Source organism: Sphaerimonospora mesophila (assembly GCF_001417795.1).
GTDB classification, from domain to species: Bacteria; Actinomycetota; Actinomycetes; order Streptosporangiales; family Streptosporangiaceae; genus Sphaerimonospora; species Sphaerimonospora mesophila.
Genome location: NZ_BCBX01000030.1, coordinates 619,062 through 643,565, shown reverse-complemented (window position 1 = coordinate 643,565; position 24,504 = coordinate 619,062). Strand labels below are relative to the sequence as shown.

Here is a 24,504-nt window from a genome sequence, read left to right as displayed (position 1 = left end):
GTGCGGCGGCCGGTCGGCGGACGTCGTCTAGAGTCGCGGGGTGGCGAACTTCGATGCGGGTCGGGCCCGGAGGGCCGGGCAGGACAGGCGTGTGATCGTAAGACGGGCGCTGCCCACGGATCCGGCCGTGCGGTCCTCCGCGTCGCTGTTCATGACCGAGGCCGAGCGGCAGGGCGTCCGCGCCGGCCGCCGGATGCTGTACGTCGGCCCCGAGCCCGCCGGGCCGTACGTGGCGGAGGCGCTGCGGGTCGAGCCCGGTACGGACGTCGTGGCGCGGCGCAAGCTGCTGCTCGCCGACGACGTCCCCGTACGGATCGCCACGAGCTATCTGCGGCTCGACCTGTTCGGCGGCACGCCGCTGTGCGAGCCCGACTTCGTCAGGCCGAGCCTGCAGGCGGGCATCGAGGCGTTGGGGCACCGGTTCGGGTGGGCCGAGGAGCGACTGATCGCCCGGCCGCCCGCGGGGTCGGAGGCCGAAACCCTGGAACTCGACGACGGCGAATGGGTCGTGGAGATTCTGCGGATCAGCCACTCGACCGAGGACGTCCCGATCCACGCGCTGGAGACCGTCTGCGCAGCCTCCCGGCACATCTTCCCCATCGCCCAGGTGACCGGCGCCGACGAGTTCTGAAGTCATCCCATCTCGGCCCGGTGGCCCCGGTCGTGGAGGGTGGTGTAGGCGTCGATCTCGGCGAGGAGGGCGCGTTTTCCCGCCGGGTCGAGGAAGGACGCGCGTACGGCCGACCGCGCCAGGTCGGCGACCCCCTCGGCGTCGAGGGAGAGCAGTTCGGCGGCCACCGCGTACTCCTGGTTCAGCGTGGTGCGGAACATCGGCGGGTCGTCGGTGTTGATCGTGACGGGCACCCCGGCCTCGACCAGCTCGGGCAGGGGGTGATCGGCCAGGCCCGGGACCGCCCCGGTGCGGACGTTGGACGTGGGGCACACCTCGAGCGTGATCTCGTTGGCGGCCAGGTATTCGAGCAGGGCCGGGTCCGCCACGCTTCTGATGCCGTGTGCGATCCGCTCGGCGCCGAGCTCCCGTACGGCCTCCCAGACCATCCCGGCGTCGGTGACCTCCCCGGCGTGCGGCACCGAGTGCAGCCCGGCGGCGCGTGCGGCGGCGAAGTGCGGGGCGAACCGGCTGCGCGGCACGCCGGCCTCGGGACCGCCCAGTCCGAAGCTCACCAGCCCCTCGGGACGCTGGTCGAGTGCCACCGCCAGGGTCTGGTCGGCGACGGCGAGGTCGGGGCCGGGGATGTCGAAGCACCAGCGCAGCACGGTGCCGAAGTCGGCCTCGACCCGCCTGCGGGCGTCTTCGACGATCTCGCAGAACTCGTCGGGCGCGAAGCCCCTGGCAAGGTGGGGCTGGGGGGTGATGGTCAGCTCCGCGTAGCGGATCCGCTGCTCGGCCATGTCGCGGCCGACGCCGTGGATGAGCGACCACAGGTCGTCCGGCTTCCTGACCAGGTCCACGACCGCCTGGTAGACCTCGATGAAGTGGTCGAAGTCCCGGAAGTCGTAGAACGACTCGAGCAGGGCGGGGTCGGCCGGCACGGAGGTGGTCCCCTCGTGGCGGGCCGCGAGCTCGGCGACGATCCGGGGTGAGGCGGCGCCGACGTGGTGCACGTGCAGCTCGGCCTTGGGCAGACCGGCGATGAACCGGGTGAGTTCGGGGGAGATCACGCGATGACCGTAACAATCGGGTCCGGCCGTCCACCAGCCGAAGTCCGGTTATCTCCCATCAACTTGTCAAGATCTCACGCGCGGCCCGCCGCGGCCTCCGGTGACGAGGCTCATCGGGTCAGCTGGTTTCGCATCGCGTCCACGTCGCGCAGAGTCCAGTGCTCGACCACCCGGCCCCCGCGGACCCGGACCATGTCGATGGTGAGGATCTCGTAGTGGCGGCCGGTCGCCCGGTGGACGCCGCGGCTTATGTACCTGTTGACCGACATTTCGCCATCGCTGGCGTTCTGCTCGATCGTCACCGACACGTTGCGGAAGCCGTTCTCCGCCACGCTTTCCCATGTGCGCCGCCAGGCCTCCCTGCCGTGGTAGTCGCCGAAGATCCCACCTCGGTGATCGACGACATCCGGGTCGATCAACTCGAGGGCTTCGTCGAGCCGGCCCGCGAGGACGTCTCCGTACGCCTCGACCAGGCGGCGATGCACCTCGGCGGCGCTGACGGGTTCTCGATCGTCGGTCACGTTCTCACCTTCCAGGGCACAAGTTGGGGATTTCCGATTTCCTGTCGCCGATAGACCAACGATGCACTCCCCTGGCGAGATGCGCCCGGGGAGTGCTGAAACACGGCTTATGAGGTGGGGAGCTCGCCGAGGACGACGTTGACCGTGGCCGTGCTGCCATCGGGGTGGAGCAGCTTGACCGTCACCTTGTCGCCCGGCCTCAACGAGGCCAGTAGCTGGGACAGCGCGTTGGCCGTCGGAGTCGGCTTGTCGTTGATGCTCCGGATCACGTCGCCGGGCGTGATGCCCGCCCGCTCCGCGCCGCTGCCGGGGGTGACGGAGCCGACGACGACGCCGATGGGGTTGCCCTGGGTGTCGACCGCCGTGCCCACGCGGACGCCCAGCGCGGCCCGGTGGCTGTTGACGACCCGGCCGTTCTTGATGATCTGGTCGGCCACATCGGTGGCCGTGTCGCTCGGGATGGCGAAGCCGATGCCCGGCGCCGCGCCGAGCTCGGGGTCGACGGCCGCGAGCGTCGGGATGCCGATGACCTTTCCGGACAGGTCGACGAGGGCGCCGCCGCTGTTGCCCGGGTTGATCGGGGCCGAGGTCTGGATGGCGTTGGAGATGGTCGCCCCCGGCCTGCCCTGGTGGCTCTCGCCCGAGACGGTACGGCCGAGGGCCGACACGATGCCCTGGGTCACGCTGCCCGAGAAGCCGAGCGGGTTGCCCATGGCGAGCACGATCTGCCCGACCCGGAGGCCGGCCGACCGGCCGAAGGACGCCGGTGTGAGGCCCGCGGTGTCGTCGACCTTGATGACCGCCAGGTCCCCGGCGGGGAAGGTGCTGACGAGCTTCGCCTTCCGGGGCTTGCCCCCGGTCGCGAGCGTCACGTCGAACTCCTGTGAATCGCCCACGACGTGGGCGTTTGTCACGATATGACCCTCGGTGTCGTATATGATCCCGGAACCCAGGGATCGGCCCGTGGTGATCTGCACGGTCGACGGGAGCACCTTCTTGATGACGCGCTCGTAGGACGACTCCAGGTCGGTCGGACTCGTGGGCGCGGGGGAGGCTGCGGGAGGAGCGGGTGTCGCGGGGGTGGTCTGCTGCGCCGCCGGGGTGTTGGTCGCCAGGCCGCCGCCCCCGCATGCGGTGAGCGTGGCCAGTGCCAGCGCCGCCGCAGTTCGGGTGACCTTCCGTGAGAGCTCCATAGCGGCTGGTCTACCCAGAACGGCGGTCGCTACCGGAGCACGCGCCGGTGATTGACGTTCTCGATTCCGAAGCCGTACGCCCGCCGCGAATCAGAACGCGAATCAGAAAGAGCGGGCAGGCGGTGAGTGGCGATAGCGTCTTCGAGAAGTACGGAGATTTCCCGGGGATGGAGACCGGGGCGTATCCATCCACTGCCGATGTCGATAATCTGCGGATATGGCGGAAGGCGGCGCTGATCCGGCCGAGCATGGGCGGAGTGTGCCCTTCATCCGTTCCTATGAGGCGCAGACCACGCCACTTCCCCGCGTACGCCCCGAAGAGCGCTCCGGGCCCGAGGCGCCCGACGGCCGGGCGGACCTGACTCGTACGCAGGAGTTCAGGGCCGTCACCGCCGGGACGGGCCGGCGGGAGCACGGCCTTGCCGGCCGGGCCGTCCGTGCGGTGACGAATGTGTCGCAACGCGGTGCGTACACGATCGCCGCGGTGATCGGTACGGTCATCGCGATCGTGCTGGTCTTCCTGGTCTTCTCCGACGACAAGCCGCAGCGGGACGGGGGGAACGGGGCGGCCGGCGCGGCGAGGCAGTCCGCGGTGAGTTCCTCGGCGAGGCCGTCGCCGCGTCCGACGCTTCCCAGGCTTCCCAGGGTGCCGAGCCGGCGGAACATGCCCGTCCACCCCGGGCCCGGCACCCCCGTCGCCTCGTACGTCACCGACCGCACGGCGGGGATCAGTTACGCCGGGTTCGGTGCGCCGTGGCGGGAGACGAAACTCGCGCCGTTCGGGTCCGCCCAGCGGGTCGGTGCCGTACGGCTCCCGCAGGCGGTGATCGGCTCGGCGCCCTATCCGGGGGCTCCCGGCACGCCGACCGTCTATGCCGACTATCGCAGGCTCGCGGCCCGGGCGGCGAGGTGGTCGCTGCGCTACCAGCCGCCGGGAGCCAAGCTGACCTGGACCGCTTCCCAGCCGGTACGGCGAGGCATGGGCTGGCTGCTGGGTTATCGGATCCGTTACGTGATCGACGGCGAGCGGCGGTCGTCTCGGGCCATCGTGGCGATCGTGGAATCGGGGAAAAGCAAGCCCGCGATGCTGTTCGCGACCGTGCCGGACGATCGGGCCGAACGCTACCGCGACCTGAACATGCTGGCCTGGACGATAAGCCCGATCTAATCCGTTCTGACCTGATCTAGCCAACGAACATTACTCCAGAATATGGTTCTATCAGGCTTCTGGAGCGGAGGATCACATGGCGATCGGGCTGAGCGAGGAGCATGGGGCGCTCCGCGAATCGGTGATCGGGTGGGCCGAGCGCAACATTCCCGCTGACGTGGTGCGCGGTGTCGTCGATGTCCTGACCACGTCGGCCGCACGCTCAGCGCCGGATCAGAAAGCGAGCCGGAAAGCGGATCAGAAAGCCGACCGGAATGCGGATCGGAAGGCCGACCGGAAAGCCGACCTGGAAGTGGATTCGGCCGCCGAGACCCGCCCACCCTACTGGAGCGGGCTCGCCGACCAGGGGCTGCTCGGCCTGCACATCCCCGAGGAGCACGGCGGCTCGGGATATGGCCTGCTGGAGACCGTGGTCGCGGTCGAGGCGCTGGCCGAACGGGTCGCGCCGGGGCCGTACGTCCCGTCCGTGCTCGCGAGCGCCGCGATCCTCGCCTCGGGCGGCAAGGCGCAGGCGGAACTGCTGCCGGGCCTCGCCGACGGCACCCTGGTGGGCGCGCTCGCGCTGACCGGCTCGATCTCGGGCGTCCGCGATGGGGATGTGCTGACGATCAGCGGCGTGGCCGAGCCCGTTCTCGGCGGAGCCCTCGCCGACGTGCTGGTCCTGCCGGTGTCGACCGACCGCGGACAAGTGTGGGTGGCCGTAGAGGCCGGCCAGGCCGTGATCACGCCGATCGGGCCGCTCGACCTCACCCGGGGCTCGGCGAAGGTCGAGGTGGCGGCGGTGGCCGTACCGGCGGAGCGCCTGCTCGACGGCCTGACCGAAACCGAGGTGCGCAACCTCGCGGCGATCATCCTGGGCGCCGACGCGGTCGGCCTGGCGGCCTGGTGCGTGGCCGCTGCCGCCGAGTACGCCAAGGTCCGCGTGCAGTTCGGCCGTCCCATCGGGCAGTTCCAGGGCGTCAAACACAAGCTGTCGCGAATGCTCGTCGCGCTGGAGCAGGCCAGGGCCACGATCTGGGACGCCACCCGGGCGACCGGCGACGAGCGGGCCTATGCCGCGGCGATCGCCGGGATGATGGCGCCCGACGCGGCCGTGCTGTGCGCCAAGGACGCGATCCAGACGTTCGGCGGGATCGGCTACACGTTCGAGCATGACGCGCACCTCTACTACCGGCGGGCCCTCACGATCAGGGCGCTGCTCGGCCCGTCGGCCGAGTGGGCCGACACGGTCGCCGCGCTCGCGCTGAACGGCGTCCGCCGCGAGATGGAGATCGATCTGCCTGCGGAGGCCGAGCCGCTGCGCACCGCGATCCGCGCCGAGCTCGCCGAGATCGCGGCGCTGCACGGCGTGGAGCAGCGACGGGCGCTGGCGAAGGCCGGCTTCGTCATGCCCCACCTGCCCGAGCCCTGGGGCCGCGGCGCGAGCCCGCTGGAGCAGGTCCTGATCCACCAGGAGATCAGGGCCGCCGAGATCAAGCCGCCGCGGTTGGCCATCGGCGCGTGGGTGGTGCCGTCCGTCGTCTCGTACGGCACGCCCGAGCAGCGCGAGCGTTTCCTGCCGGCCACGCTGAGCGGCGAGATGGTCTGGTGCCAGCTGTTCTCCGAGCCGGGCGCCGGCTCCGATCTCGCCTCGCTGCAGATGAAGGCCGAGAGGGTCGAGGGCGGCTGGCGGCTCAACGGACAGAAGATCTGGACGTCCCTCGCGCACGTCGCCGAGTGGGCGATCTGCATCGCCCGCACCGACCCCGGCAAGCCCAAGCACGACGGCATCACCTATTTCCTCGTCGACATGAAGGCGCCGGGCGTCACCGTGCGCCCGCTCACCGAGATGACCGGGGAGAACCTGTTCAACGAGGTCTTCCTCGACGACGTGTTCGTGCCCGACGAACTGGTCGTCGGCGAGGTCGACGAGGGCTGGCGGGTCGCGCGTAACACGCTCTCCAACGAGCGGGTGTCGCTGTCTTCCGACTCGGGCGTCGCCGGCGCCTCGGTGCCCGACCTGCTCGGCCTGGTGGGCAGGCTCGGCCGCGAGCTCACCCCGGTCGAGCGGCAGGAGGTCGCGCGCGTGGTCGGCGAGGCGCACTCGATCAACGCGCTGTCGCTGCGGGTGACGCTGCGCCAGATCGCCGGAGGAGAGCCGGGCGCCGACGCGTCGGTGCGCAAGCTGCTGTCCACCTCGCACGCCCAGCACGTGTCCGAGACGGCGGTGAACCTGCTCGGCGCCGCGGCGGTCGCCGCGGCGGACTGGAAGCTCGGCGACGTCGGCTACTGGAACCGCGCCATCCTGGCCACCCGTGCCATGACGATCTACGGGGGTACGACAGAGGTGCAGCTCAACATCATCGGAGAGCGCATGCTGGGGCTCCCACGTGACCCGGAGCCCGGCAAGTAGCCTTCCCTTTCGTGTGGTTTTCTCCTGGCGTGATCGGGCTGCACGATCCTGTTGATCTCACCTATCCTCGGAATCATGCTCATCGCCGCCCCCCTCCTCTTCCTGCGCGATTCGCAGGCCCGGCACGGCTGAACCGTCCGTGAGCGGGAAGAGCGCCGCGCCGTCGATGGCGACGACATCGACGGAAGCGGCGCGACCCGGCACGGTGATGCGAGCGCAGTCGGCCGGCCTGCTGCGTGCCTGCCGGCCCCGGCAGTGGCTCAAGAACGCGCTCGTGTTCGCCGCCCCGGCCGCGGCCGGAGTGCTCACCACGGGCGCCGGGCTGCGCGGCGCGTTCATCGCGTTCGCCGCGTTCTGCCTGGCGGCGAGCGGCACCTATCTGTTCAACGACGCGGCGGACGTGGCGGCCGACCGTCGCCACCCGCGCAAACGGCTGCGGCCGATCGCCGCCGGGATCGTGCCGGTGCGGCTCGCCCGGATCGTCGGCTCGGTCCTGCTCGGGCTTGGTCTGCTCGTCGCGTTCTCCGGCGGGCCGCCGCTCGGGGCCGTGGTCGCCGCATATCTCGCGCTGACCTTCGCCTACACCCGATGGCTCAAGCACCAGCCGGTCGTCGATCTCGTCGCCATCGCCTGCTGCCACGTGATCCGGGCGTACGCCGGCGCCGTGGCGGTGGCCGTACCCGTGACGGGCTGGTTCCTCGTCGTCGTCTCGCTGGGGTCGCTCCTGATCGTCGCCGGCAAACGGGAGGCGGAACTGCGCGCCTCCGCCCCGACTGCGTCCGCGCCCACCGCGCCCACCGCGTCCGTCTGCACCGTGTCAGCCCCCGCCTCGGACGGCACTGCCACCGGTGGTACGGCCATCGGCGGCGCGGCCGTCGGCACCCGGGCCACGCTCGCCGTCTACACCTCGAGTTATCTCGCCCACGTCCGCGCCATGGCGTCGGGGGCGATGATCGTGACGTACTGCCTCTGGGCTCTCCAGGAGCACACGGGGGCGGCCAAGGTGTGTTACGCGCTGGGCATCGTGCCGCTCGTCCTGGTCGTGTTGCGGCATGCTCTACTCGTGGACCGCGGAGTGGGCGAGGAACCGGAGGAACTCGCCCTCGGTGATCGCCCGCTCCAGGTCTTCGCCGGCCTCATGCTGCTCCTGCTCGCCCTCGGGATACACCTGTCATGACCCTGCTGACCGGGTGGGGCCGCACCGCCCCCACACCCGCGACCCTGGAGCGCCCGCGATCGGCCGCCGAGGCGGCCGAACTGCTCACGCGGGCAGGCCGGCGCGGCGTCGTGGCGCGCGGCCTCGGCCGTTCGTACGGCGACGCCGCCCAGAACGCCGGCGGCCTGGTCCTCGACTGCACGGCACTCGGCCGTACGGGACCGGAACCGGCCTGGCGGCTCGGCTCCGACGGCCTCGTCACCGCCTCGGCCGGGGCCGGCCTGCATGATCTGATGACCGATCTGGTGCCGAAAGGCTGGTTCGTCCCGGTGACCCCGGGCACCCGATATGTCACGGTCGGCGGGGCCGTCGCGGCCGACGTCCACGGCAAGAACCATCACGTCGACTCCTCCTTCGGCGCGCACGTCCGCTCGCTGCGCCTGCTCACCGCCGACGGAACGCTGCGCGAGCTGACCCCGGACGACGAGCTGTTCTGGGCCACCGTGGGCGGCATGGGGCTGACCGGCGTCATCGTCGAGGCGACCTTCCGCTGCGTGCCCGTCGAGACCTCCCGGATGGTCGTGGACGTCGAACGGACCCGCGATCTCGACCAGACCCTGGAGGTGATGGCCGAGACCGATCACCGCTACCGCTACACCGTCGCCTGGATCGACCTGCTGGCCGGGGGCCGCCGGATGGGCCGGAGCGTGCTCACCCGCGGCGACCACGCCACGACCGCTGATCTGCCCGCCCGGATGCGCGGCGACCGGCTCGCCTTCGCCCCCCGGCCCCGCCTCGCCGCGCCCCCCTGGGTGCCCGGCGGGCTGCTCAACCGCGCGACGGTCAGGGCGTTCAACGCCGCCTGGTACGGCAAGGCCGCCCCCGCAGCGGGGAAACGCCTGGTCCAGGGCATCGCGCCCTTCTTCCACCCCCTGGACGGGGTCGCGGGATGGAACCGGATGTACGGCTCACGCGGCTTGGTGCAGTACCAGTTCGCCGTGCCGTTCGGGGCCGAGGACACCCTGCGCCGGGTGGTGGCCCGGCTGTCGGGAGCGGGGGTGGTGTCGTTCCTGACCGTGCTCAAGCGGTTCGGGCAGGGCACTCCGGCGATGCTGTCGTTCCCCATGCCCGGGTGGACGCTGGCCCTGGACATCCCGGCCGCCCAGCCCGGCCTGGCCGGGCTGCTGACCGAGCTGGACGAGTGGGTCGCCGCCGCCGGGGGACGGATCTATCTGGCCAAGGACTCCCGCATGTCCGCCGAGATGATGGCCGCGACCTACCCCCGGCTCGACGAGTGGCGGGAGATCCGGCGGCGGGCCGACCCCGGCGGGCTGTTCGTCTCCGACCTGGCGCGGCGGCTGCGCCTGCTCTGATAGGTACCTTGATCGTGGACCTGCTTTGATGAGGAATGTGAGAAACGCGTTGGGTCGGGTCGACACGGTTCTGCTGCTGGGTGGACGCAGCGAGATCGGCCTCGCCATCGTCGAGCGGCTCGTCCGGGACGGCGCCCGCCGCGTCATGCTGGCCGCCCGGGGTGGTACGGCTCCCGCCGAGGAGATCGAACGGCTCGAACGGCTCGGGGCCGAGGTCCATCTGGCCGATTTCGACGCGGCCCGGCCGGACACGCACGCCGCGCTGATCGAGGCGGCCGCTGCCGAGCTCGGCGACCTCGACGTGGTGATCCCGGCCTTCGGCGTGCTCGGCAGCCAGGCCGTCTACGACGAGGACCCGGTCGCGGCCGCCCGTGACGTCGCGGTCAACTTCGGCGGGCACGTCTCGGCCGGTCTGGCCGCCGCCAGGCGGCTGCGTGAGCAGGGCCACGGCACACTCGTGGTGCTGTCGTCGGTGGCCGGTGTGCGGGTGCGCAGGGCGAACTTCGTGTACGGCTCGGCCAAGGCGGGGCTGGACGGCTTCGCCCAGGGACTGGCCGACTCCCTCCACGGGTCGGGCGCCCGGGTCGTGCTCGTCCGCCCGGGGTTCGTGATCGGCAGGATGACCGAGGGGATGACCCCCGCCCCGATGTCGGTGACCGTGGACGCGGTGGCGGACGCCGTGGTCGACGCGCTCGGGTCGGGCCGGCGGACCGTATGGGTGCCGCCCCGGCTCGGACCGGTATTCGCCGTGATGCGGCTCCTGCCCAGGGCGATCTGGCGCCGTCTGCCCCGCTGAGCGTGCCGCCTGCCGAATGAGCGCCTGCCGAATGAGCCTGGTGCGGAATGAGCCTGGTGCGGAAGAAAGGGGCGCCGCCGCACCGGGGGGGATGGGTGCGGCGGCGCCGGGAGGTGGTGTCGTTACCGGGGTCGTCTCATCGCCCGGTGATGGGTCATCCGGTGACGAGCGTGAGTCCGTAGACGCGAAGGATCTCGTTCACGGGCTGGAAGTAGGTCGTGCCGCCGTAGGTGCAGTTGCCGCTGCCGCCGGAGGTCACGCCCTGGGCCTGGCTGCCGGAGATGAACGAGCCGCCGGAGTCGCCGGGCTCGGCGCACACGTTGGTCCGCGTCAACTCGGAGACCGTGCCCTGGGAGTAGCGGACGCTGGCGTTGAACTGCTGGACGGTGCCGCAGTGCCAGCCCGTGGTCGAGCCGGAACGGCAGATCGAGGAGCCTATGGGAGCCACCGACGAGCCGCGGACGGCGACGTTGGCGCCTCCTCGCCCGACGTACGGCGTCGGCGTCCAGTTGCTGTTCACCGCGACCCAGGCGTAGTCGTTGCCGGGGAACGACGACCCCTGGAAGGTGCCCTGGGCGACCCCGTTGTACCCGGTCGTCCTGTCGCCGGCGCGGCCGCAGTGGCCGGCGGTGACGAACCCGTTGGTGCTGCCCCGCCGCACCGAGAAGCCGATGGAGCAGCGGGACGAGTTGTTGATGTAGTAGGCGTCGCCGCCGCGCAGGTCGTAGAACGTCTGCGGCCGCTCGGCCGACCGCTCCACCCGCACCAGCGACCTGTCGGCGCCGCTGGCGGCGATGAAGGCCTCGGCCTCGGCCGGCTGGGACGAGAGCACGACGACGCTGTTGCTCTTGACGTCGACGTACCAGACGGGGGTCGAGGCGGGTGGGGTGGCGGCCTGGTCGAGTGCCTCCTTGGCGGCGTCGAGCGTGCTCAGTGACCGGTCGACGATCTTGGGTTGGGCGCCGGCGGCGAGGATCGCGCCGGCCTCGGCGGCATCGGTGGTGGCGACGATCAGTGCGTCGGACGTCGGGCCGGTGACCCAGGACCCGGCGAACGAGTCGCCGAGCCTGGCGCGGACCTTCTCGTCGGTCGCCATCGCGCGGGCCTCGTTGACCAGCCGGGCCCGCGCCTGGCTCTCGCTGAGTCCGAGGTCGCGCTCCATCGCCTCGATCACGGCGGGGAGGGGTTCGGTCGTGACGGACTGGACGGAGGAGTGGTCGGAGGCAACGGCACCCGGGTCGGGGGCCGCGGACGCGGGGCCGGCCATCAGAGTGATCGCGCTGACGGCCACGGCACAGCCGGCGGTAACCGCGTGCCGGGGGAACCTGCGCCTGTCGGGCATGTCGTTCTCCTCGGTTGACAGGGGGGTTGACCGCCAAGTTAGCCGAGTGTCAAATTTTGGGAACCTACCATTTCGTCCATAGCGCCGTGCTATGGAATCGACCCGAAGCTATGGTCAGGGAACCGTGCCGAAGTGGGGGTTGCTGATCAGCCAGTCGGCGTAGCGGCGGCTGCGGGACACCGCGTCGGCGTGCGCCGCCCGGGCATAGGCGGCGACCGTGGGCGCCACCCGTGCGGCGATCGAGTCGTAGTGCCAGCCCAGCAGGTGTCGCCAGCGCAGCGGGGCCCCGGCCAGCGGCATCATCACCAGCCCCGAGGTGAGCTGGAACGTCGCCTGGCAGAGCAGTACGGCCTTGCCCACCCCGACCAGGTGCAGACAGGTCGCGATGTCGGACTCGTATATCGACTTCGGTACGAATCCGGAGCGGGCGCAGGCGACGACGAAACAGTCCGAGAAGCAGCCCTCCCCGGGCACGGCCGCCCATTGCGCCCCCGCGAGCTGTGACAGCTCCAGCTCGTTCTCCCCCGCGAGCGGGTGATTCTCCGCGAGCAGGACGAAGACCGGGTCGGTGGCCACGACACTCCAGCTCATCGTGTCCGACGGGGGCGGTGGGCTGTCGCCGCACGTTCCGACCAGGGCGAAGTCGAGCAGGCCCGCGGTCACCATCGTGGTCAGCTCGCGCGCGGACCAGGAGGTGCGGGTGGTCACCGGCGTGCCCGGACTGTCGGCCGTGAGGCGTTCGACCAGGCCGCCGAGGATGGACCCGTTGGTGGCGCCGAGGCGGTAGCCGGGGATCTGCTCGGAGGTGTTGGCGAACCGTACCGCGTCCTCCTGGAGTTCGCGTACGGCGGGCAGCAGGACGCGGGCGCGGGCCAGGACCATCTCGCCGAGTGGCGTGGGACGGGCGCCGTTGCGGTCGCGTTCGAAAAGGGGACCCCCGAGAGAGCGCTCGATGCGCTTGAGCTGTGCGGTGAGCGAAGGCTGAGCCAGACCGAGACGGGTGGCCGCCTTGGTGACGCTGCCGGCGTCCGCGACTTCACGCACGATCCTTAGATGACGGAGCTCCAGATCCATACCGGGAAGGTACGACTACTGTGATATGCCCGCAATCCCCGAGTTGTCATTAAACTTGACTTAAGTCAGTTAAGGCAGGCGTCACCCCCGGCCGTCGTTATTCCACTTTATCCTATATGATCTCGTGCTCGATTTTTGCGGAACCGCGAAAATCGTGATCCGTACGGTGATGTGGTGGTTTCGCGCGGTGCGGTGCGGTTCGTCGGTTTGCCGCTGCGAATGTCACGGCTCAGGGCAGGGTCAGGACGCGAGGGCCGTCATCGGTGATCGCCACGGTGTGCTCCATGTGTGCGGCACGGCTGCCGTCGGTGGTGCGCAGCGTCCAGCCGTCCAGGTCGGTGTGGTAGTGATCGTGGCCACCGGCCATGAGCATCGGCTCGATGGCCAGGGCGAGCCCGTGGCGGAGCGGATAGCCCCGGCCCGGACGGCCGCGGTTGGGGACGTGGGGGTCCTCGTGCATCCGGCGGCCGATGCCGTGCCCGCCGAAGTCCCTCGGCATGCCGTAGCCGGCCGCGCCCGCGACGGTGCCGACGGCGTGGGAGATGTCCCCGATCCGGTTGCCGACGGTGGCGGCCGCGATGCCGGCCTCCAGTGCGGCGCGGGCGGTGTCGATGAGGGCGAGGTCGGCGGGGCGGGCCGTGCCGACGATGAAGCTGACGGCGGCGTCCGCCGCCCATCCGTCGAGCTCGGCTCCGCAGTCGACGCTGACGAGGTCGCCATCGCGCAGCCGACGGCCGTCGGGGATGCCGTGTACGACGGCGTCGTTGACGGACACGCAGATCACGGCGGGGAATGGCGTGGGGGCGAAGTGGGGCCGGTATCCCAGGAACGGCGACCGCGCCCCCGCCTCGCGCAGCACCGCCCGGGCGGTCTCGTCCAGATCGGCCGTCCGAACTCCGACGGCCGCCGTTTTCTGTACGGCGGCGAGCACCCGCGCCACCACCCGCCCGGCCTCCCGCATCGCCTCCAGTCCCGCGTCGGTCTTGATCTCCACCACGTTCCCCGACCTCCCGATTGACTCCAATAACTATACCGGTATTAGTATCACGGTCATGGTGAGAGTGCCTCTGACCCCGGAGGAGCGACAGCGGGGAGAACGGTTCGGCGCCCTGCTCAGGCAGGCTCGCGGTGAGCGCAGCATGGTCGAGGTCGCCGCGGCGGCCGGGGTGTCCGCCGAGACACTGCGCAAGATCGAGACCGGCCGCGCGCCCACGCCGGCCTTCTTCACGGTGGCGGCGCTGGCCGCGGCGCTGGGTCTGTCCCTCGACGAGCTCGCCGTGGCCTGCGCCGATGCCTCGGGCCGGGACGGCTCCGAGTTCCGAAGAGCCGGCTGACGTCGCGACGCGCTCGGCACCCGCGGGCTCGGCACATCGGACGGTGGCGTACGGAAACGCGGGGCCCGGTTCGCGCGGGGCCGCATAGATCGGCCCTTGCCGGGCAGTGCGCCTGCGGACGATGAACATGCCGAAGGGGGAGACATGCTCAAGGGCAGGACAGTCGCGTTCCTCGTCGCGCCGGAGGGGGCCGAGCAGATCGAGCTCACCGAGCCGTGGAAGGCCGTTCAGCAGGCCGGAGGCACGCCCCGTCTGATCTCGACCAGGCCGGGGGAGATCCAGGCGTTCAACCATCTGGACCGGGCCGACACCTTCCCGGTGGACGCCACCGTCGGCCAGGTGTCCGTCGACGACTTCGACGGCCTGGTGCTGCCGGGCGGCGTCGCCAACCCCGACCACCTGCGCACAGAGGACGCGGCCGTACGGTTCGTCAAGGGCTTCTTCGAGGCGGGCAAACCGGTCGCGGTCATCTGTCACGGGCCGTGGACCCTGATCGAGGCCGATGTCGTACGCGGCCGCCGGATGACCTCCTGGCCGAGCGTGGCCACCGACCTGCGCAATGCCGGCGCCGACTGGGTGGACGAAGAGGTCGTGGTCTGCGGCGGCGGCCCGAACACGCTGGTCAGCAGCCGCAAGCCGGACGACCTCAAGGCCTTCTGCCAGGCCACGGTGGACGCCCTCGGCTCCTGACCCGCGCTGCGCGCCCCCGAAGAGCAGGGGCGCGGTTAGCCAACTGTGACGAACGGCAACTAACCTGGGTCGCCGTTCGTCGGGATAGGTGCTGACACTTTCCCGGGTTGGCCATGGAGGACGGATGTATCCCCCACAACAGCAGAAGCGCCGCCGGAGCTTCGCACCGTTCATCGTCGCGATCATCCTTGCGGGCGCGCTCATCGTGGGGTTACGGATGTTCTTCGGCGGAACCGGTGGAACCGCCGGGAGCGGTGCGGGTGGTGATGACGGGGCCGCTGGGCGCCGGGCCTGCGGCGACGGCGGCGTGACGCTGACCGTGGCCGTGTCCAGTGAGAAGGCCGAGCTTCTCCGCAAGATGGCCGGGGCGTACAGCGGGCGGGAGGTGGACGGCCGCTGCGTCGACGTGGTGGTCAACTCCAAGGCGTCCGGCGAGGCGATGCAGGCGCTGGCCCGCGGTTGGGACAAGCGGGTGGACGGGCCGAGGCCCGATGTGTGGACGCCCGCGAGCACCGGCTGGATCAGCCTGCTCCAGCAGCGGGTCGAGGACGGTGACCGGGCCGGCCTCGTCGCCGCGGAGAACCCGACGATCGCCAAGTCCCCCCTGGTGATCGCGATGCCCGAGCCGATGGCGAAGGCGCTCGGCTGGCCGGCCAAGAAGATCGGCTGGTCGGACGTGCTGGATCTCGCCAACGACCCGAAGGGGTGGGCGAAGTACGACCACCCCGAGTGGGGCGCGTTCCGCCTCGGCAAGACCAACCCGAACTTCTCCACCTCCGGCCTCAACGCGACGATCGGCGCCTATTTCGCCGCGACCGGGCTGTCCGGCGACCTCTCGGACGGTGATGTGAGCGCGGGGCGCACCCGTGACTTCGTGAAGGGCGTCGAGCGGTCGATCGTCCACTACGGCGACACCACCCTGACGTTCCTGTCGAACCTGCAGAACGCCGACGACTCCGGCGCCGCGATGTCGTACGTCTCCGCGGTCGCCGTCGAGGAGAAGTCGGTGTGGGACTACAACCAGGGCAACCCGACCGGCGACCCGGCGACGCTCGGCAAGCACGCCAAGCCCAAGGTCCCGCTCGTGGCGATCTACCCGAAGGAGGGCACGCTCTTCTCGGATCATCCGTACGCCGTGCTGTCCTGGACGGAGGACGACAAGAAGGCTGCCGCCGCCGATTTCCTGAAATATCTGCAATCGCCGGACCAGCAGGACGAGTTCGGCAAGTACGCCTTCCGCTCCTTCGAGGGCGAGCCGGGCAAGCTGATCACCAAGGCCAACGGCCTCGATCCCAAGGAACCCGCGACGACGCTGAGCGTGCCGGCGCCGGGGGTGCTGGACCGGGTCCTGAAGAGCTGGGCCGAGCTGCGCAAACCCGCCAACGTGCTGCTGGTCCTCGACGTCTCGGGTTCCATGGGCGCCGAGGTGCCCGGCACCGGCAAGACCAAGCTCGACCTGGCCAAGCAGGCGGCGATCAACGCGCTGCCGCAGTTCGGCCCGAACGACAGCGTCGGATTGTGGATGTTCTCCCTCAAGCAGGACGGCAACAAGGACCACCGCGAGCTGGTGCCGATGGGCCGGGGGAACCAGAGCCGGCTGAAGAGCCGGATCGACGGTCTCATCGCGAACGGCGGCACCGGCCTGTACGACACGGCGCTCGCGTCCTACGAGCACGTGCTGCAGCGCCAGAGCGACGACGCGATCAACGCGGTGGTCTTCCTCACCGACGGCAGGAACGAGGACAACAACTCGATCTCCCTGGACGACCTCCTCGCCGAGCTGCACAAGGAGGCCGGGCAGGAAACGGTCCGGATGTTCACGATCGCGTACGGCGCCGACGCCGATCTCGGGGTGCTCCGGCAGATCTCGCAGACCACCGACGCGGCGGCCTACGATTCACGCAAGCCGGGCAGCATCGATCAGGTGTTCACCGCAGTGATCTCCAACTTCTGAGCCGGAGCCGAACGTGTCCCGCTTCAGTGCAGAACTCCGCGACCCCTGGGCGCTGCTCCTGGGCGCCACGGCGGGCGGCGTCGCCTGGGCCGTGAACGTGCATCCGGTCGGCGCGGCCTTCGTCGGCGTCGCCGTCTGGCTCGTCAAGGCGTTCGCCTCGGCCTGGCAGTCGACCGGGGACGGCGGTGGTGCAGAACCGGAGGAGTTGCCCATCGCCAGGGGCAGCGTGGAGGAGGGATGGCTGCGGCGGGCAGAACGGGCGGCCGGGACCTTCGCCGACCTGACCGCCTCGATGCGCGGGCAGATCCTGCTCGACCGGATCGCCGCGATGCGGCCCCAGGTGGACGACACGGTGGCGACGCTGCGCCGGCTGGCCGGTCACGCGACCGTGACCGGCTCCGCGCTCGCCCGCTTCGACCCGCGGTTCCTGCACCAGGAGCGTGACCGGCTCACCCGCGCCAGGCGGTCGGCCCATGCCGAGGTCGCCGGTGAGCTCGACCGGTCGATCGCGTCGCTGGCGGCGCAGCAGGAGGTGTACGACCGGGTGTCGGGCGCGCGGCAGCGGCTGCTGGCCCGGCTGGAGTCCGGGGCGATCAGCCTGGAGGGCCTGGTCGCCCGGGCCGTCGAGATCTCCACGATGGCGGCCACCTCGTCCGGGCCCGAGGGCGGCATGAAGGCGCTCGAAGACCTCACCTCGGAGCTGGAGCTCACCCGGCAGAGCCTGCGCGAGGTCGAGGAGTCCACCCGGGGCGACCTCGGCTGAGCTCCGGTCCGCCTGACGCACACCTCGTCGTGGGCACGACTGTGAAACTTTCAGGCGTCGTGGCGGCCTCGGTCGGCTTCTACGAGGGAAAATCCCGGTCCGCCCGGGGCGTACGGCCATGGCGGGGACGAATGCTTGACCCGGCTTATCGGGATCCGTAACTTACCGAGTGTTCCTGTTCATGGATATCGTTCATATTCATGAACACCATCGCTTGCGGGACCAGGGCGGGCCGGCTCCCCACGGCCCAGGCCACCCCGGTCAGGGGTCCTGCCCAACATGCGAGGAGTTCGGCTTTGAGAAGGAGAAGCAGAACTTTGGCCGGGGTGGTCGGTACGATCACCGCGGCCGTCACCGTGGCGGCCGGTCTCGCCGGCGGGGCGAACGCGGCGGCGCCGGGTCCCGGAGCCTACCGCCTGGTCAACTCCAACAGCGGGCTGTGCCTGACCGTGCCGGGAGGCAGCACCTCGACCGGAGTGCAACTCGTGCAGTCGGGCTGCGACGGCTCGTCCGCACAGGTGTGGACGCTCTCGTCCCAGGGCGGAGGCTTCCGGCTGGTGGCCGGGAACAGCGGCCTGTGCGCCGGAGTCAAGGACGCCTCGACCTCGGCGGGCAAGGCCGTACAGCAGCAGTCCTGCACCGGAGCCTCGTCGCAGACCTGGGAGATCGTCGCGGCGCGCACGGACTCCCACGTCGTCAACGCGAACAGCGACAAGTGCCTGAACATCAAGGACAGCTCCAGCTCCTCCGGGGCGCCGGTCCAGCAGAACTCCTGCGACTCCGTGACCAGCAAGAGCTGGACGCTCCAGCCGGCCGGTTCCGTGCCCACATCCACCCCGACCCCGACCCCGACGAGGACGCCCACGCCCACGCCGACCAGCGGGCCGCCGTCCGGCTGGCCCTCGCCGAACGGCCAGCAGCCGGTCACCAGCACGATCTCGGTGTCGGGGACCCTCGACGGCGGCATGAAGCGCTACTACGCCTCCGGCGACATGGGTGACGGCAGCCAGAGCGAGAGCCAGGACCCGCTCTTCGAGCTGGCCAACGGCGCCACGCTGAAGAACGTCGTCATCGGCTCACCGGCCGCCGACGGCGTCCACTGCCTGGGCACCTGCACGCTGCAGAACGTCTGGTGGGAGGACGTCGGCGAGGACGCGGCCACGCTCAAGGGCTCCTCGTCCTCCCAGACGATGACCATCGACGGCGGCGGCGCCAGGAAGGCCTCGGACAAGGTGTTCCAGCACAACGGCCCCGGCACGATGGTCATCAAGAACTTCCAGGTGCAGGACTTCGGCAAGCTCTACCGCGCCTGCGGCAACTGCTCGAGCTCCTACCAGCGCCACGTCGTGATGTCGAACATCGTGGCGACCTCCCCGGGCAAGGCCCTGGCCGGCATCAACACCAACTGGGGCGACACCGCGCGGTTCTCCGACATCACGATCGTGAACGACCCGAACCACAAGATCGTGATCTGTGAGAAGTACAAGGGCGTGCCGAAGGGCAGCGAGCCCAGCAAGATCGGCGAAGGCGCCGACGGCGTCAACTGCCTCTACTCCGGCTCGGACATCACCTACAGGTAGTCCACCGGCCGAAGTCGACGGCGTGACCTGACCAGGGCCCGGCGGTTCCCCCCCACCGCCGGGCCCTCCTCGTCAGCTCAGCCCGTCGAGAGCGTGCGCCAGGGGGACCCCGGGCCGGTACGGAATGTGCAGATGGCTGGGGGCCTCCAGGACCGCGAGGTCGGCCCGGCGGCCGGGCGCCACGACCCCGATGTCGTCCCGGCGCAGCGCCCTGGCGCCACCCGCCGTGGCGGCCCACAGGGCCTCCGCCGGGGTCATCCGCATCTCCCGTACGGCGAGGGCCACGACGAGCGGCATCGACGAGGTGTAGCAGGAGCCCGGATTGCAGTCGGTGGCGAGTGCGACCGTCACCCCGGCGTCGAGCAGCCGACGGGCGTCGGGATAGGGCGACCGGGTCGAGAACTCGACCCCGGGCAGCAGGGTCGCCACCGTGTCGCCGCCGGCGAGGGCCGCCACGTCGGCGTCGGTCAGGTGCGTGCAGTGGTCGACGCTCGCGGCGCCGAGCTCGACGGCGAGCCGCACACCCGGCCCGGCCGACAACTGGTTGCCGTGCACCCGCAGGCCGAGCCCGGCGTCCCGCCCGGCCGTGAGGATCTCCCCGGCCTCGTCCGCGTCGAACGCGTGCGGGCTGGCGGGCTCGCAGAAGACGTCGATCCAGCGGGCGTGCGGCGCACACGCCGTGAGCATCTCCCCGGTCACCAGCCGCACATAGTCGTCCCGGTCCGCCCCGGCGGGCACGACGTGCGCCCCGAGATAGGTCGTCTCCGGCGTGACCTCCCCGGCCAGGCGCAGCGCGCGCACCTCGTCGGCGACGGTGAGTCCGTACCCGCTCTTGACCTCGACCGTGGTCGTGCCCTGCGCGCGCATCTCCGCGATCCGCTCGCCGAGCGACGCCCGCAGCTCGGCGTCGCCCGCGGCCCGGGTGGCGGCGACCGTCGTGGCGATCCCCCCGCCGTCGTACCGGGTGCCCGCCATCCGCGCGGCGAACTCGGCGGCCCGGTCTCCGGCGAAGATCAGATGGGCGTGGGAGTCGACGAAGCCGGGGATGACCGCCCGGCCGCCCAGGTCGCGCCGCCGGTCGGCGTCGGGGGCGCGGGAGGCCGGGCCGACCCAGGCGACGTGTCCGTCCTCGACGACCAGCGCGGCGTCCCGGAGCAGGCCGAGTGGCGAGCCGTCGCCGACGGACGGGTCGTTGGTCACCAGTTCGGCGATGCCGGTGAGCAGAGTGGTGGTCATCCGGTCTCCCACAATGGTTCGACTGCAGCTTTCAGCAGGGCAGCGACGTCGCCCAGCACATGCCGTCCCGCCGCGACGACGACGCGGCCATCGACGACGACGGTGTCGACGTCCGCGGCGGTGGCGGCGAAGACGATCTGCTCGGGGGCGATCCCGGCGGTACGCGGGGTGTCCAGCCGCACCGCGACGAGGTCGGCCCGGGCGCCCGGCTCCAGCCGGCCCGCGTCGGGCCAGCCGAGACCGTCGTGGGCGGTCGCCGCGCCGAGCAGGTCGCCCGGGTCGAATCGGCCGCGCCGCAGTGTGCGCAGCCGCTCGTGCATCTCCAGCGCGCGTGCCTCCTCCAGCAGGTCGATGACCGCGTGCTGGTCGGAGCCCAGCGACAGCGGAGCCCCGGCGTCCCGCAGCGCGCGGGCGGGGCCGATGCCGTCGGCGAGGTCGCGTTCCGTGGTCGGGCACAGGCACGCCGTCGTACGGCTCCGCCCGAGTGCCGCGATGTCCGCCTCCGTCAGGTGGGTGGCGTGCACGGCGGTCGTCATCGGGCCGAGCAGGCCCTCGGCCTCGAGCAGCCCCGTGGGGGTGAGGCCGTAGTGGCCCTCGCACGCGGCGTTCTCCGCCGGCTGCTCGGACAGGTGCACGTGCAGCGGCCGCCCGGCCGCGGTGTCCCGCACCCCCGCCAGGGCCTCCCGGGGGACCGCGCGCACCGAGTGCACCGCGGCCCCGACGCGCATGCCCGCCGACGGCTTCAGCTCGGCGACACGGTCGGCCCAGCCCGCCACGTCGCCGTCGCCGTACCTCCGCTGCGGCCCGTCCAGCGGCGTATGCCCCTCCGGGGTCAGGCCGCCGGAGAGATAGAGCGTGTCGAGCAGCGTCAGCCTGATCCCGGCCTCGGCCGCCGCCTGCCGCAGCGCCTCGCCCATGGCGTTGCGGTCGCCGTACGGCGTGCCGTCCGGGCCGTGATGCAGGTAGTGGAACTCGCCGACGCAGGTGATCCCCGCGAGCGCCATCTCCGCGTACGTCGCCCGGGCCAGGGCGAGATAGCCGTCCGGGTCGAGCCGCCGCGCCACGCCGTACATGCGCTCGCGCCAGCTCCAGAAGTCGCCGCCGCGGTCGTGGGTGCGGCCGCGCAGCGCCCGGTGGAAGGCGTGGCTGTGCGCGTTGGCCAGGCCGGGCAGCACGATGCCCGGCAGGCGGCGCGCCGCGCCCGCCGCGCCGCCCGGGGTGTCGGGGAGGACGGCCGTGAACCGGCCGTCCTCGATCTCGAAGACGACGTCCCCGGCCAGGCCGCCGGGGAGCCAGGCGTACGGCGCATGCCAGCGCGTCGCACTCATCCGGCTGCTCCCGCCCGGTCCTCGACGGCCGGGTCCTCGACGGCCAGTTTCTCGATGACCCGGGCGAGCGCGGCCACCCCCGCAAGGCAGTCCTCGTGCGAGGCGTGCTCGGCGGGGGAGTGCGAGACCCCGGTCGGGTTGCGTACGAACAGCATCGCCGTGGGGACCCCGGCCGCGGCGAGGATGCCCGCGTCGTGCCCCGCCCCGGTGCCGAGCACGGGCGCGTCATCGAGGAGGGCGGCGAGCCGGTCGCGCAGCTCGACCGAGAACACCGTCTCGGCCGTGAAGGACTCCTCGACGGCCACGGCCTCGCCCGCGGCGCGCGCGACCTCTCCGACCACCGCCCGGACGTCGGGTTCGTACGGCCCCCGGGCGTCCAGCCAGGCGTGCACGGCCGAGGGGATGGCGTTGACCCCGTTCGGCTCGACGTGCACCTTCCCGATCGTGGCCACGCAGCCGTGGGCGGCGGCGGCCGCCCGTGCCGTGGTGATGACCGACGCCAGCGTGAGCATCGGGTCCTGGCGGTCCGCGAGCCGCGTGGTCCCCGCGTGGTTGGCCTCCCCGAGCAGATCGAGGCGCCAGCGGCCGTGCGGCCAGATCGACGATCCCACCGCGACCGGGCGGCCGAGGTCGATCAGCCCCCGGCCCTGCTCGACGTGCAACTCCACGAAGACGCCGACCCGGCGCAGCGCCTCCGGATCGGGACCGACCCGGGCGGGGTCGTGCCCCGCCCGCGCCATCGCCTCCGCCATCGCGATCCCGTCGCCGTCGCGCAGCCCACGCGCCCGGTCGGCGTCCAGCGCGCCGGTGATGATCCGCGAACCGGCGCAGGCCACCCCGAAGCGGGCGCCCTCCTCGTCCACGAAGTTCACCACGCCGATCGGCCGGGCGGGCTCGAATCCGCGGGCGCGCAGCGCGTCCAGCGCGGCGAACGCCGACACCACGCCGAGCGGGCCGTCGTAGGCGCCGCCGTCGGGCACCGAGTCGAGGTGCGAGCCGACGACGACGCCACCGGATGGGGCGGCGTCGGGGTCGCCCCACCAGGCCCACTGGTTGCCGGCCCGGTCGACGACGAGGTCGAGACCCCGCGCGGCGGCCTCACCGGCGAACCACTCGCGCAGCGTCGCGTCCTCGGCCGTCCACGCGAAACGGCGGTAGCCGCCGGTGCGGCCGTCCCGCCCCACCGGTTCGATCGCCGTCCACAGCGTGTCGAAGCTCTTCCGTCCGCTGGTCACGCGCCGGACTCCCGCATGGGGACGCGCACCCCGCGCTCGGTCGCGACCCGCTCGGCGATGTCATAGCGTGCGTCGACATGCCGGATGACGCCCATCCCCGGGTCGTTGGTCAGCACCCGCTCGATCTTCTCCCGGGCCAGGTCGGTGCCGTCGGCCACGGTGACCTGTCCGGCGTGGATGGAGCGCCCGATGCCGACGCCGCCGCCGTGGTGGATCGACACCCAGGTCGCGCCGGAGGCCGTGTTGATCATGGCGTTGAGCAGCGGCCAGTCCGCGATCGCGTCCGACCCGTCGGCCATCGCCTCGGTCTCCCGGTACGGCGAGGCCACGCTGCCGCAGTCCAGGTGATCGCGCCCGATGACGATGGGGGCCGACAGCTCCCCGGAGGCGACCATGTCGTTGAAGCGCACGCCCGCCCGGTCGCGTTCGCCGTACCCGAGCCAGCAGATGCGGGCGGGCAGGCCCTGGAAGGCGACCCGCTCGGCTGCCGCGTCGATCCACCGGTGGAGGTGGTCGTTGTCGGGGAACAGCTCCTTGACCGCCCGGTCCGTGGCGTGGATGTCCCTGGGGTCGCCCGACAGCGCGGCCCACCGGAACGGGCCCTTGCCCTCGCAGAAGAGCGGCCGGATGTAGGCGGGGACGAAACCGGGGAAGGCGAAGGCCCGGTCGAAGCCGCCGAGCCGGGCCTCGTCGCGGATGGAGTTGCCGTAGTCGAAGACCTCCGCGCCCGCGTCCAGGAAGCCGACCATCGCCTCGACGTGCCTGGCCATCGACGCACGCGCCCGCTCGGTGAACTCCTCCGGCTTGCTCGCGGCGTAGTCGTGCCAGTCGGCGACGTCGACGCCCTCGGGGAGATAGGAGAGCGGGTCGTGGGCGCTCGTCTGGTCGGTCACGATGTCGACCTCGACGCCGCGCCGGAGCAGCTCGGGCAGCACCGTCGCGCAGTTGCCGACGAGACCGACGGACAGGGCGCGCCGCTCCCGCTTGGCGTCCAGGCAGCGCTCGATCGCGGCGTCGAGGGTGTCGGCGACCTCGTCGAGGTAGCGGTGCTCGACCCGGCGGTGCAGCCGCTGCGCGTCCACGTCGATGACGAGGCAGACGCCCGCGTTGAGGGTGACCGCGAGCGGCTGGGCGCCGCCCATGCCGCCGCAGCCGCCGGTGACGGTCAGCGTGCCGGCCAGGGTGCCGCCGAAACGCTTGGCCGCTACGGCCGCGAACGTCTCGTAGGTGCCCTGCAGGATGCCCTGGGTGCCGATGTAGATCCAGGACCCGGCGGTCATCTGGCCGTACATCGTGAGCCCGAGGTTCTCCAGGCGGCGGAACTCCGGCCAGTTGGCCCAGTCGCCGACGAGGTTGGAGTTGGCGATGAGCACCCGGGGGGCCCACTCGTGGGTGCGCATCACGCCGACCGGCCTGCCGGACTGCACCAGCATGGTCTCGTCGTCCTTCAGCGTGGTCAGGGTGCGGACCATCGCGTCGTAGGCCGACCAGTCGCGGGCCGCGCGGCCGGTGCCGCCGTAGACGACGAGGTCGTCCGGACGCTCGGCGACCTCCGGGTCGAGGTTGTTCATCAGCATCCGCAGCGGAGCCTCGGTCTGCCAGGTCCGAGCGGTGAGCGCGGTGCCCCGCTGGGCACGTACGGGACGGGCACCTTCCATGACGCAGTTCCTTTCCTTGCTGGGGGGA

Annotated in this window: 21 protein-coding genes; 11 read left to right on the top strand and 10 right to left on the bottom strand. The window is 71.6% G+C overall.

What is annotated here, in order from left to right:
• The first annotated feature begins 91 nt into the window (after positions 1-91).
• The gene (locus AP234_RS03230) at positions 92-631 is read left to right on the top strand and encodes a GntR family transcriptional regulator (protein ID WP_235557929.1); all 540 of its coding nucleotides are present in this window, start codon (positions 92-94) and stop codon (positions 629-631) included.
• 2 nt (positions 632-633) lie between these two features.
• Here AP234_RS03230 and AP234_RS03225 read toward each other — a convergent pair whose 3' ends face one another.
• The 3 genes from AP234_RS03225 to AP234_RS03215 all read right to left on the bottom strand — a co-directional run bounded on the left by AP234_RS03225 (position 634) and on the right by AP234_RS03215 (position 3,397).
• Positions 634-1,683: an adenosine deaminase gene (locus tag AP234_RS03225; protein WP_235557928.1), complete on the bottom strand. Its 1,050-nt coding sequence runs from the start codon at positions 1,681-1,683 to the stop codon at positions 634-636.
• A gap of 110 nt (positions 1,684-1,793) precedes the next feature.
• Positions 1,794-2,204 (bottom strand): nuclear transport factor 2 family protein, encoded by a 411-nt coding sequence (locus AP234_RS03220; RefSeq protein WP_055477964.1) that lies wholly within the window; start codon positions 2,202-2,204, stop codon positions 1,794-1,796.
• Positions 2,205-2,311: 107 nt separating this feature from the next.
• Positions 2,312-3,397 carry a trypsin-like peptidase domain-containing protein gene (locus AP234_RS03215; protein WP_055477963.1) on the bottom strand — a complete coding sequence of 362 codons (1,086 nt, stop codon included), beginning with the start codon at positions 3,395-3,397 and terminating at the stop codon, positions 2,312-2,314.
• Between the two features lie 217 nt (positions 3,398-3,614).
• Here AP234_RS03215 and AP234_RS03210 point away from each other — a divergent pair, with 217 nt between their 5' ends.
• The 5 genes from AP234_RS03210 (at position 3,615) to AP234_RS03190 (ending at position 10,282) form a co-directional block, all read left to right on the top strand.
• Positions 3,615-4,565: a hypothetical protein gene (locus AP234_RS03210; RefSeq protein ID WP_152990205.1), complete on the top strand. Its 951-nt coding sequence runs from the start codon at positions 3,615-3,617 to the stop codon at positions 4,563-4,565.
• Between the two features lie 76 nt (positions 4,566-4,641).
• Positions 4,642-6,957, top strand: coding sequence for an acyl-CoA dehydrogenase family protein (locus tag AP234_RS03205; protein WP_055477961.1), 2,316 nt, complete (start codon positions 4,642-4,644; stop codon positions 6,955-6,957).
• A gap of 166 nt (positions 6,958-7,123) precedes the next feature.
• Entirely contained in the window at positions 7,124-8,134 is a 1,011-nt protein-coding gene (locus AP234_RS03200; protein ID WP_055477960.1) for a decaprenyl-phosphate phosphoribosyltransferase, read from the top strand.
• Complete coding sequence (locus AP234_RS03195; protein WP_055477959.1) at positions 8,131-9,486, top strand: FAD-binding oxidoreductase; 1,356 nt, start codon at positions 8,131-8,133, stop codon at positions 9,484-9,486. The genes AP234_RS03200 and AP234_RS03195 overlap by 4 nt, the downstream gene beginning before the upstream one ends.
• Before the next feature lie 37 nt (positions 9,487-9,523).
• Positions 9,524-10,282 (top strand): decaprenylphospho-beta-D-erythro-pentofuranosid-2-ulose 2-reductase, encoded by a 759-nt coding sequence (locus AP234_RS03190; RefSeq protein ID WP_055477958.1) that lies wholly within the window; start codon positions 9,524-9,526, stop codon positions 10,280-10,282.
• A gap of 154 nt (positions 10,283-10,436) precedes the next feature.
• Here the strand turns inward: AP234_RS03190 and AP234_RS03185 are convergent, their stop codons facing one another.
• The 3 genes from AP234_RS03185 to map form a co-directional block, all read right to left on the bottom strand.
• On the bottom strand, positions 10,437-11,624 hold the full coding sequence (locus AP234_RS03185; protein ID WP_055477957.1) for a S1 family peptidase: 1,188 nt from the start codon (positions 11,622-11,624) through the stop codon (positions 10,437-10,439).
• Between the two features lie 114 nt (positions 11,625-11,738).
• Positions 11,739-12,698 carry a LysR family transcriptional regulator gene (locus tag AP234_RS03180; RefSeq protein ID WP_055477956.1) on the bottom strand — a complete coding sequence of 320 codons (960 nt, stop codon included), beginning with the start codon at positions 12,696-12,698 and terminating at the stop codon, positions 11,739-11,741.
• Between the two features lie 229 nt (positions 12,699-12,927).
• On the bottom strand, positions 12,928-13,695 hold the full coding sequence (map, locus tag AP234_RS03175) for a type I methionyl aminopeptidase (protein WP_055477955.1): 768 nt from the start codon (positions 13,693-13,695) through the stop codon (positions 12,928-12,930).
• A 55-nt stretch (positions 13,696-13,750) separates the two neighbouring features.
• Between map and AP234_RS03170 the strand changes: the two genes are divergently transcribed.
• The 5 genes from AP234_RS03170 to AP234_RS03150 all read left to right on the top strand — a co-directional run bounded on the left by AP234_RS03170 (position 13,751) and on the right by AP234_RS03150 (position 19,019).
• Positions 13,751-14,032: a helix-turn-helix domain-containing protein gene (locus AP234_RS03170; RefSeq protein ID WP_055477954.1), complete on the top strand. Its 282-nt coding sequence runs from the start codon at positions 13,751-13,753 to the stop codon at positions 14,030-14,032.
• A gap of 144 nt (positions 14,033-14,176) precedes the next feature.
• Positions 14,177-14,722: a type 1 glutamine amidotransferase domain-containing protein gene (locus AP234_RS03165; protein WP_055477953.1), complete on the top strand. Its 546-nt coding sequence runs from the start codon at positions 14,177-14,179 to the stop codon at positions 14,720-14,722.
• Between the two features lie 124 nt (positions 14,723-14,846).
• Positions 14,847-16,676, top strand: a complete 1,830-nt coding sequence (locus tag AP234_RS03160) for an extracellular solute-binding protein (protein WP_055477952.1) — start codon at positions 14,847-14,849, stop codon at positions 16,674-16,676.
• A gap of 13 nt (positions 16,677-16,689) precedes the next feature.
• Positions 16,690-17,439: a hypothetical protein gene (locus AP234_RS03155; RefSeq protein WP_055477951.1), complete on the top strand. Its 750-nt coding sequence runs from the start codon at positions 16,690-16,692 to the stop codon at positions 17,437-17,439.
• A 326-nt stretch (positions 17,440-17,765) separates the two neighbouring features.
• Entirely contained in the window at positions 17,766-19,019 is a 1,254-nt protein-coding gene (locus tag AP234_RS03150; protein WP_235557954.1) for a pectate lyase, read from the top strand.
• 72 nt (positions 19,020-19,091) lie between these two features.
• Here the strand turns inward: AP234_RS03150 and hutI are convergent, their stop codons facing one another.
• Genes hutI through hutU form a run of 4 tightly spaced genes read right to left on the bottom strand, consistent with a single transcriptional unit; the run spans position 19,092 to position 24,476 of the window.
• Entirely contained in the window at positions 19,092-20,255 is a 1,164-nt protein-coding gene (gene hutI, locus AP234_RS03145) for an imidazolonepropionase (RefSeq protein ID WP_055477949.1), read from the bottom strand.
• The gene (locus AP234_RS03140; protein ID WP_055477948.1) at positions 20,252-21,583 is read right to left on the bottom strand and encodes a formimidoylglutamate deiminase; all 1,332 of its coding nucleotides are present in this window, start codon (positions 21,581-21,583) and stop codon (positions 20,252-20,254) included. The genes hutI and AP234_RS03140 overlap by 4 nt, the downstream gene beginning before the upstream one ends.
• Positions 21,580-22,818, bottom strand: a complete 1,239-nt coding sequence (locus tag AP234_RS03135; protein ID WP_235557926.1) for an allantoate amidohydrolase — start codon at positions 22,816-22,818, stop codon at positions 21,580-21,582. The genes AP234_RS03140 and AP234_RS03135 overlap by 4 nt, the downstream gene beginning before the upstream one ends.
• Positions 22,815-24,476 carry a urocanate hydratase gene (gene hutU, locus AP234_RS03130; protein WP_055477947.1) on the bottom strand — a complete coding sequence of 554 codons (1,662 nt, stop codon included), beginning with the start codon at positions 24,474-24,476 and terminating at the stop codon, positions 22,815-22,817. Before hutU ends, AP234_RS03135 begins: the two co-directional genes overlap by 4 nt.
• Positions 24,477-24,504 lie beyond the last annotated feature (28 nt).

Bases quoted from the DNA above. Each gene is read 5' to 3' on its own strand.
- AP234_RS03210 (WP_152990205.1), top strand. From the start codon at position 3,615: ATGGCGGAAGGCGGCGCTGATCCGGCCGAGCATGGGCGGAGTGTGCCC.
- AP234_RS03185 (WP_055477957.1), bottom strand. From the start codon at position 11,624: ATGCCCGACAGGCGCAGGTTCCCCCGGCACGCGGTTACCGCCGGCTGT.
- AP234_RS03200 (WP_055477960.1), top strand. From the start codon at position 7,124: ATGGCGACGACATCGACGGAAGCGGCGCGACCCGGCACGGTGATGCGA.
- AP234_RS03205 (WP_055477961.1), top strand. From the start codon at position 4,642: ATGGCGATCGGGCTGAGCGAGGAGCATGGGGCGCTCCGCGAATCGGTG.
- AP234_RS03195 (WP_055477959.1), top strand. From the start codon at position 8,131: ATGACCCTGCTGACCGGGTGGGGCCGCACCGCCCCCACACCCGCGACC.
- AP234_RS03170 (WP_055477954.1), top strand. From the start codon at position 13,751: ATGGTGAGAGTGCCTCTGACCCCGGAGGAGCGACAGCGGGGAGAACGG.
- AP234_RS03160 (WP_055477952.1), top strand. From the start codon at position 14,847: ATGTATCCCCCACAACAGCAGAAGCGCCGCCGGAGCTTCGCACCGTTC.
- hutU (WP_055477947.1), bottom strand. From the start codon at position 24,476: ATGGAAGGTGCCCGTCCCGTACGTGCCCAGCGGGGCACCGCGCTCACC.
- AP234_RS03165 (WP_055477953.1), top strand. From the start codon at position 14,177: ATGCTCAAGGGCAGGACAGTCGCGTTCCTCGTCGCGCCGGAGGGGGCC.
- AP234_RS03215 (WP_055477963.1), bottom strand. From the start codon at position 3,397: ATGGAGCTCTCACGGAAGGTCACCCGAACTGCGGCGGCGCTGGCACTG.
- AP234_RS03140 (WP_055477948.1), bottom strand. From the start codon at position 21,583: ATGAGTGCGACGCGCTGGCATGCGCCGTACGCCTGGCTCCCCGGCGGC.
- AP234_RS03180 (WP_055477956.1), bottom strand. From the start codon at position 12,698: ATGGATCTGGAGCTCCGTCATCTAAGGATCGTGCGTGAAGTCGCGGAC.
- hutI (WP_055477949.1), bottom strand. From the start codon at position 20,255: ATGACCACCACTCTGCTCACCGGCATCGCCGAACTGGTGACCAACGAC.